7 protein-coding genes are annotated in these 8128 nt (G+C 44.5%); 6 read left to right on the top strand and 1 reads right to left on the bottom strand.

From position 1 onward, the window contains the following. Positions 1 to 63 precede the first annotated feature (63 nt). Positions 64 to 297, top strand: a complete 234-nt coding sequence (locus ACEVG1_RS20870) for a PIN domain-containing protein (RefSeq protein ID WP_374745672.1) — start codon at positions 64 to 66, stop codon at positions 295 to 297. Positions 298 to 391: 94 nt separating this feature from the next. On the opposite strand, the gene ACEVG1_RS20865 is transcribed toward ACEVG1_RS20870, so the two are convergent. Further along, on the bottom strand, positions 392 to 1795 hold the full coding sequence (locus ACEVG1_RS20865; RefSeq protein ID WP_374745671.1) for a DEAD/DEAH box helicase: 1404 nt from the start codon (positions 1793 to 1795) through the stop codon (positions 392 to 394). Between the two features lie 210 nt (positions 1796 to 2005). On the opposite strand from ACEVG1_RS20865, the gene ACEVG1_RS20860 reads away from it, so the two are divergent. From ACEVG1_RS20860 to ACEVG1_RS20840, 5 genes are all read left to right on the top strand, one after another. Next, entirely contained in the window at positions 2006 to 3181 is a 1176-nt protein-coding gene (locus tag ACEVG1_RS20860) for an AI-2E family transporter (RefSeq protein WP_374745670.1), read from the top strand. A 238-nt stretch (positions 3182 to 3419) separates the two neighbouring features. Beyond that, positions 3420 to 4514, top strand: coding sequence for an AAA family ATPase (locus tag ACEVG1_RS20855; RefSeq protein ID WP_374745669.1), 1095 nt, complete (start codon positions 3420 to 3422; stop codon positions 4512 to 4514). Positions 4515 to 4581: 67 nt separating this feature from the next. Beyond that, positions 4582 to 5718: an AAA family ATPase gene (locus ACEVG1_RS20850; protein WP_374745668.1), complete on the top strand. Its 1137-nt coding sequence runs from the start codon at positions 4582 to 4584 to the stop codon at positions 5716 to 5718. A 31-nt stretch (positions 5719 to 5749) separates the two neighbouring features. Beyond that, entirely contained in the window at positions 5750 to 6154 is a 405-nt protein-coding gene (locus ACEVG1_RS20845) for a hypothetical protein (protein WP_374745667.1), read from the top strand. A 403-nt stretch (positions 6155 to 6557) separates the two neighbouring features. After that, on the top strand, positions 6558 to 8102 hold the full coding sequence (locus ACEVG1_RS20840) for a DUF262 domain-containing protein (protein WP_374745666.1): 1545 nt from the start codon (positions 6558 to 6560) through the stop codon (positions 8100 to 8102). Positions 8103 to 8128: the final 26 nt, after the last annotated feature.

Here is an 8128-nt window from a genome sequence, read left to right as displayed (position 1 = left end):
AAAAGCCGCATGAAAGGACAGGCTATCAACCTTAACCTAAAAGAAAAAAATCTCCAGTAGACTATTGCAATTCCATATACGAAGCTAACCAAATTTCAGCTCATTCAAATAGAGCAAATTATTCTGGCCAATCTCACGCTGGTTTCAGAAGAACTCATTAGTGAACAATCTTGGGTAACTGCCTATGAACTCACAAAAGATGTTGACGAAGACGACACTCCCTTAGCCAAGGGACTGCAAGAGAAGGGCGCGAACCTTATTATTAGTACAGCGCAAATGAAAGCTATTTTGAAATAACGTTACTTTTTATGCCATGCCTACCCACCCTTTCCTCGGACGAATTAAATGCCCAAGTAGGTAAACACCAGAGATTAACGGATAGATAGGTACCCTAAGACGCCGAAGTAGAAGACGCCGATGGTGCCTCCGCTCCATCCGAGGCGTTGGGCTTCCGGTTCTTATTCCGTCTTTTGAAAGGTCGCTTCTTCTTTTTCGGGGCTGCGTCCGGCTTCTCGTCCGACGCGGCCACCTCCGTGTTTCCCTCAGTCTGTTTGGTTTGCTGCGGGGAACCTGGGCGATGACCCGGTTTACTACCTTTGCGCTTGTTCCGCGAGCGGTTGCGATCCCCGCGCCGCCGTTCTTCACGCTCCGGAGCCTCCACCGTCGCCTCGATGCCCTCAGGCAGTGCTGCCTCGTCCACTTTGCGCTCCATCAGCTGTTCAATCGCTGCAAAACGCCTGCTATCGCGACTATTCACAAAGGTGATAGCCGTGCCCGTTGTCTCCGCACGCGCCGTCCGTCCGATACGGTGGATATAGTCTTCCGGATCGGGCGGCACGTCGTAATTGACCACGAGGTCGATGCCCACCACGTCGATACCACGCGAAAGCACATCAGTGCCCACCAAGATGGGCAGTTGCTTATTCTTGAAACGTAAGAGTATCTTTTCGCGTTCCTCCTGGGCGAGGTCTGAGTGGAACGGCTGCACCGTCAGCCCCATCTTACCTAACTCCCGGCCCAGGCTCTTTACCTTCTCCTTGGTCGACGAGAAAACGATGATGCTTTTGAAATCACCGCTTTTCAGAATCTGCTTCAGTAACGGTGTTTTTTGGCTATCGGCCACGCGGTACTGCTGTTGCACAATTCCCTCGGCGGGCTTAGACATGGCGATATTGACCTGTTCGGGATTTTTCAACAGATTCTTGGCAAACGCCCGTATTTTGGGGGGCATGGTAGCCGAAAAGAGCATGGTCTGCCGTTCGGCAGCCAGTTCGCGGACGATGCGGTTGATATCGTCTTTAAACCCCATGTCAAGCATGCGGTCGGCCTCGTCGAGCACCAGGAATTTGATTTCGTTCAGCCTTACGATGCCCGAACTGATGTGTGCAATAAGTCGGCCCGGCGTGGCAACCACGATATCGACACCTTCGCGCAAAGCCCGGCGCTGCTGCTCATAGCCGATGCCGTCTCCGCCGCCGTAGATGGCGATGGAGGTAATGCCCGTGAAATACGCCAATCCCTCCACCTGCTGGTCGATCTGCATCGCCAGCTCGCGGGTGGGAGCCAATATCAGGGCACTGACCGGTGGCCGCTGTTCCATCCGGCAAATCGCATCCATTACCGGCAAGAGGTAGGATGCGGTCTTCCCCGTACCCGTTTGGGCACAGGCGATCAAATCTTTTTTGTTTTGGATAATCGGGATGGTTTCAGCCTGTATGGGAGTGGGCGTTTTGAAGCCCATGCTATTCAATCCTTCAAAAAGGGTGCTGTCGAAATTAAAATCGCTAAATATCAAAGTATGTTTGTTAATCTACGCTAATGTTCGTGCAAAAGTACGAAATTCCTCGCTATTATTCGCTAATCCCGTAATCAACAACGAAATAGCCCACGAAAACATTCTCGGCATATTATTGTTCCATTACCAGCGCTTCAACATGGGTGTGTTATCACAATTATTTCATTACCTTTGAGTAACGCGGACAACACAAGAATTTATATCAATTATATGCAAGAAAATCCTACTAAAAGGCCTTATTCGCTGGAACTGGCCGCCAGTCTGATTTCGCTGGCGCTCATCATCGCGTTGATGTATGTGTTGCAAGGCGTGCTGTTGCCGCTCATGTTTTCCATTCTCATCGCCATCTCGCTGTACCCCGTGGCGGGCACCTTCGAGCGGTTGCGGTTTGGCAAAGCCCTGTCCGCACTTTTAGCGGTTATTTTAGCCATTGCCGTACTTTCCGGATTGGTTTGGTTCATCATCCACCAAGTGATTGTTATCGGCCGGGATGGCGCCGAAATCCAGCAGAAGTTCCTATCGATATTTGACACTATACAGCGGTGGTTGCAAGAGCGTTTCGGCCTGGAACCCACCGAGGTGGTGGAACGGCTGCGGAGCCAGGCCAACCAAATCCTGTCCAATGCGGCTTCCTATATCACAGCCGCATTCGGATCGCTCGGCAATATACTCGCCGGGGCCGTATTGGTACCCCTGTTTTCTTTCTTCTTGCTGTACTACCGGGTATTTTTCCGGGAGTTCTTCTTCCGCGTATTCAAATCTACCCCGCAAGAAACGGTGCACAATACACTCAATAAGATTTACCAGGTGGTACAGAGCTACCTGCTCGGCCTTATCACCGTAATGGGTATTGTGGCGATACTCAACACGGTGGGACTATGGATATTAGGCATCCAGTACGCGTGGTTTTTCGGTACGCTGGCCTCGCTGCTGATGCTGCTGCCCTATATCGGCATTGCCATCGGCTCCATCCTCCCCGCGATTTTTGCACTGGCCACGAAAGAAACCGCGTGGTACGCTGTGGGGGTAATCGCTTGGTTTCAGGTAGTGCAATTCCTCGAGGGCAACCTCATCACGCCCAACATCGTGGGCAGCAAGGTAAGCATCAACCCGTTGATGGCTATCATCTCCATCCTGCTAGGCGGCATGCTGTTCGGACTGGCGGGCTTGATACTTGCATTGCCCCTAACGGCCACCATCAAGGTCATCTTCGATGCCGTACCCTCTATGAATGCTTTCGGATTCCTCATCGGCGAACCTGAAAAATACCACCTCAAACGGTATTCGACGAAAATCTTGCTGAAGCGGTGGAAGCTGCGGGACCTTCTGGAGGTAAAGGAAAAGAAGAAAGAAGCGGAAAAAGAGGAGCCATCCGAAGAAGATTAACACCCTACTTTCTTCTCCCCATTCCCTGCCATCTCGCGTGCGGTATGCGGCGCAGATGCGGGCGGTATGCGAGAAAAAGCAACATACGGCCCGCATACAGCATGCGTACGGCTTGCATTACGGCAGAACAAAGGGAAAAGAAAGACAGGAGAAAATAGGCTAAAAAGAAAAAAACGTTCACACCAGCGACACCTCTTGTCGTCATAGGCTTCTACTTTTGGCACCAAACAATAACTATATGGAAGCCAAAACAGCCGTTACTTATCCATCTATTCCGTTATCGGAAGTATTTTCGCACAATCACAGTAGGGAGTCTATCAATCCGAGATTATTCTATGTAGCTCTTTTTAACGCGTTACCTTGCTGGATACACCAGAAATCCATTAATATCAAAAAGGCGCAACAATGGTTCTCCACACAAAACGCCGATGATATCCGCGACACCTATTTCAACAAACGTTGCTTCCGACTTAACGCGCTAGCAGAATATGACGATTTCACTTACGTACTGCATCACGGGCTAGTCGTGCATTTTGACACGAGCTGCCAAAGTATTCAAATTCTGTTTAGCGCTTCTAGGCGAATAAAGGCAGAGACACTCCATCGGGAACTCAATAGATTTAAGAAGCGGAACAACCACCGTAAATTAATCTCGCTCGTAGTCTTCGGAAAAGACGGATTTGACACCGTCGACCAGTCTATCAGCTCATCGAAGTTTAGCATCAACGACAACTACAACGACGATTTCGCTCCGATACACCAGACAATCTTAAAAAGATTATCCAAGAAAAACGACAAGGGTATTGTACTCCTGCACGGTAAGCCCGGAACCGGGAAGACGTCCTATATCCGGCATCTGATTACGAAAGTAAATAAAAAAGTATTCTTCCTCCCCCCGCACATGGCGGCCTCGATCACCAATCCCGATTTAATCTCGCTGTTACTGGAGTACCCTAATTCAATCTTCGTCATTGAAGATGCGGAAGACATCGTCATAGACAGGAGGCAAAAAGGCGGCTCGGCCGTATCGTCCTTGTTGAACTTGTCAGACGGTCTTCTCTCCGATTGCTTGAACATCCAGATCATTTGCTCGTTCAATACGGACCTATCCAAAGTAGACAGCGCGCTAATGCGGAAAGGGCGTTTAATCGCGTCTTACGAATTCCGGGAATTGGATGCGGAAAAAGCGAAGCAACTATCAGCAAAGCTCGGTTTTCAATCGGCGGTTAGTAAGCCTACCACATTGACGGACATTTACAACCAGCAGGAACAAATGTTCAAACAGGTCAGTGGAGCGGCCCCGGTGGGGTTTGATTTGGGAAAAGCAGGGTGACTGGTTCGGATGATGAGATATAGAAAATTAAACGATACATCGATAAACAACATCAATTTCAAATAGAATGAAAGAACTAAATACATTGAAAAATGAATTGGAGGCACTTCACCAAATCCAAAACCACTTGACAGAAACAAATCCATCCGTATTTTCTCCGCAACCGGACCTGCTTCACGCGCTTGATCGCTTTGGAGATATCGGGACGCTTCCGCTATTCATGGCTCATTTCCTCACTATACCCCATACCATTTATCAAAACAATATAGATAACGAAAAGGCTTATCAGTTCTTGATAGAACACCATCGACAAGATTTGAAAAACCATTTCTTCGAACTATCAGTTACCCATGACGGAAAAGCTGGAGAAAGAGAGTATCATTGTTTCCTGTACGACGATCTGATTATCCATTTCGGCGGTAACAATGATATCAAATATTATTTTCACAGAACAAGTGTTGCAAAAGTAGAAGCAATCATCAACAAGCTGTCTCGGTTTGCCAGCAAAGAAGAAGAAGACGAACCCGAAATAAATTTATTGATTAACACTCCAAGAGGTATAGACACAAAAAGCTTGCCCTTGACCAAGCCGAAGTTGGATATTGGCTCGACTTACAACGACGATTTTTTGCCTATCCATAAGTTTATATACGAACGTCTTAGCCAAGAAAACGACAAAGGATTGGTACTGCTGCATGGCAAGCCTGGCACGGGCAAAACGTCTTACGTACGCTTCCTAGCTACTTCCTTGAAAAAAGAAATTATCTTTTTACCGCCGGATATGGCTCCGGCCATTACCAATCCCGACTTACTTTCTTTATTGATGAACCATCGCAACACCATATTGGTAATCGAGGACGCGGAAAAGATTATTGTGGATCGGGATGTCAGTGGACATTCACCCGTATCTGCCCTATTGAATCTTGCCGATGGGTTACTATCAGATTGCCTGAACATCCAAATCATCTGTTCTTTTAATACCGATCTGTCTAAAGTAGACAAAGCCCTACTACGCAGAGGCAGGCTTATCGCCCGATACGAGTTTACCGAATTGGCGACACACAAGGCGCAGCGGCTATCCGACGAATTGGGGTTCAGAACCGAAATCTCCAAACCCATGGCGCTGACGGATATTTTCAACCAAGGTGAAGCGGACTTCCACATTACACGAAAAATGAATACGATAGGATTCAAGGCCGGTTAAAACGAGATATATAGCTTTTGATGCAATCGACATGAAACATATAAACACTCAAAAAGCGAGTGACGGCAATCACACAACAGAGATTGACCGGCTGATAGTTGCGGCCGCACAAAAACAATTAGATTCCGCAACCCTCGAAAAGGTTTGGCAAGCAATCCTGTTGGGCAATGAAAAAGCCATAGAGCGTTTGGCGGAAAGTATAGAAGTTTATATATTAGCCGTGGCCAAACTATATTGGAGACCGACCATTCCCCTCGAAGATGTGTTGCATGCCGGGAGACAAGCGTTATCCGACCAATTGAAAGCCGGAAATAACATTAATTTACGGGATCATTTTGACCGGTTTGGCATGTGGTGGGTGAAGCAGAGGATACTAAAGTTGACAACAGACAACGATACAAACGACTTAAACAGAAGTATTAACCAAAATCAATAAATCACCATGGCAAATTTTTATTGTGAATATTGTGGCACAAAGTACCCAAGTGTTGCAAGCCTAACAAACGGCTCCTGTATGAGGCACCCCAATGGAGGTGGTACAGGAAAACATAAACTTTATGAAGGGAGCGAGAAATCACAATATACCTGTAAATATTGCGGAACAAACTATCCTTCTCTTCCAAGCCTAACAAATGGTCACTGCATGAGGCATCCAAATGGGGCGGGAAAAGGAAAACATGCTCCAGCTTTGTGACAACGTCATGAGTTTAAACAGTTAAGAATGCTTGACATAGATTTTTCTCATATCTTTTGTCGTGTTCTCCCTCTTTGCAATACGATAATTGACTGTTTATTTTTAGAGAAATCATGGGATTGGAAAGTTTTACAAATACAGAGACATGGAAATTAAAAGCTACACATTAAGGGATATTTCAAAATGGCAAGACGAATTAAATGGCCGGGAAAAAATTGTAAAACTGCCTTCTTTACAAAGGGGTTTTGTTTGGAAAGCTGACAAGATAGAAGCATTATGGGATTCGATTTTCAGAGGTTATCCTGTCGGGGCTGTTTTGATGTCTGTTGATGAAAAAACTAATGAACGATTATTGTTAGACGGACAACAAAGAAGTACGTCTATCGCTTTAGGTTTTTTCAATCCTCGTGATGAAAACAGAAAAGGAGATTTTCTTTCGTTAAAGAATTATTTGCCAAGCATCTGGATCGATTTACAACCAAAAGGAATCACACCGGATCAAAAGTTTCTATTCCGAGTCTTGACGAAATCACATCCTTGGGGATATAAAAAAGAGAATAACAAGCCCTTGGACATGAAAGATCGGAGAAATGCTTTTAAATATTTCACGACCCAACAAGAGACAGAAAGCTACATAGACCTTTTACCCTCAAAAATAAACCCTTGGGATGCATATTATCCTGTTCCATTATCTTTTATCCTAGATTTAGAAAATATAGAAACAGTTGAAGAATTCAAGACAAAACTAAAATCAGAATTAAAGAGTATAAAAATCCAAACACAACATTCCGGCAATGATGACGTGAACTATGATAGAGTTACCAATGAAAGCTTTGAACTAATTTTCAACGGATTACAAAACGCAAAATGTTTGCAAATACCTGAAATTCAAGTTAAAGCTGAATTTTTAAAAGAAGATGACGACACTTTACAGGACGAAAGCAAAGACCCTACTTTATTTGTTCGATTAAACTCGCAAGGCACACCAATTTCGGGAGAGGAGTTAATATATTCAATTTACAAAGCTGCATTTCCAAAAAGCAAAGAATTAGTTGAGGAAATAGGGGCATCGTTTATAGCTCCGAGTAAGGTTATTAACTTATTTTCTAGGTTGGCAAATTGCGAAGTGAATAATTTTTCACATTATGTTCCAGTATACAACATCAAATCGTTTAGAAAAGCGATAAAAGATGAGGACTATAGGAAAAAACTAGAAAGGCTGATTGAAAAAGATGAGAACAATGAAATAACGGCAAGCACTTTAACACGATTCGCAATAAATATTATCAAACAAGGTAAAGATAATTTCCCTCCCTTCTTACTAAAACAGATTATCATTTCAGATATTGATTTATTCTTTATACTTCTTTCCTACATCAAAAAAAACAACTTGTTGGAGAAGGGTTCAGAGACAAAAATAAAAGAAATTTCTGCAAATTATGTTTATATTTTATGGTTTAGTCGAGACAAAAAGTATCATAGTAAATTGTTTACGCTTCTTTTTTTAAAAGACAATCAATCTTGGGATAAAGCAAAACAAGAGTTGATTAACGAAGAATTACTTCTGCCGTTAGTGAATCCTCAATTACTGCGAAGAAACTTATTGAAAATTGTTAAACTACAAAAAAATTATAATAACCCTAAAAGTCGCAGCCTATATAAAAAAACAGGGCTTAATGATTTGAAATAAAATCAGTTAAGCCCTTGTTTTAATGC

Source organism: Parapedobacter sp. 2B3 (assembly GCF_041925275.1).
GTDB lineage: Bacteria > Bacteroidota > Bacteroidia > Sphingobacteriales > Sphingobacteriaceae > Parapedobacter > Parapedobacter pyrenivorans_A.
This window is presented reverse-complemented; position numbering and strand designations above follow the sequence as displayed.

Excerpts from the sequence above, each read along its gene's own strand:
- ACEVG1_RS20840 (WP_374745666.1), top strand. The coding sequence starts at position 6,558 with ATGGAAATTAAAAGCTACACATTAAGGGATATTTCAAAATGGCAAGAC.
- ACEVG1_RS20860 (WP_374745670.1), top strand. The coding sequence starts at position 2,006 with ATGCAAGAAAATCCTACTAAAAGGCCTTATTCGCTGGAACTGGCCGCC.
- ACEVG1_RS20855 (WP_374745669.1), top strand. The coding sequence starts at position 3,420 with ATGGAAGCCAAAACAGCCGTTACTTATCCATCTATTCCGTTATCGGAA.
- ACEVG1_RS20850 (WP_374745668.1), top strand. The coding sequence starts at position 4,582 with ATGAAAGAACTAAATACATTGAAAAATGAATTGGAGGCACTTCACCAA.
- ACEVG1_RS20845 (WP_374745667.1), top strand. The coding sequence starts at position 5,750 with ATGAAACATATAAACACTCAAAAAGCGAGTGACGGCAATCACACAACA.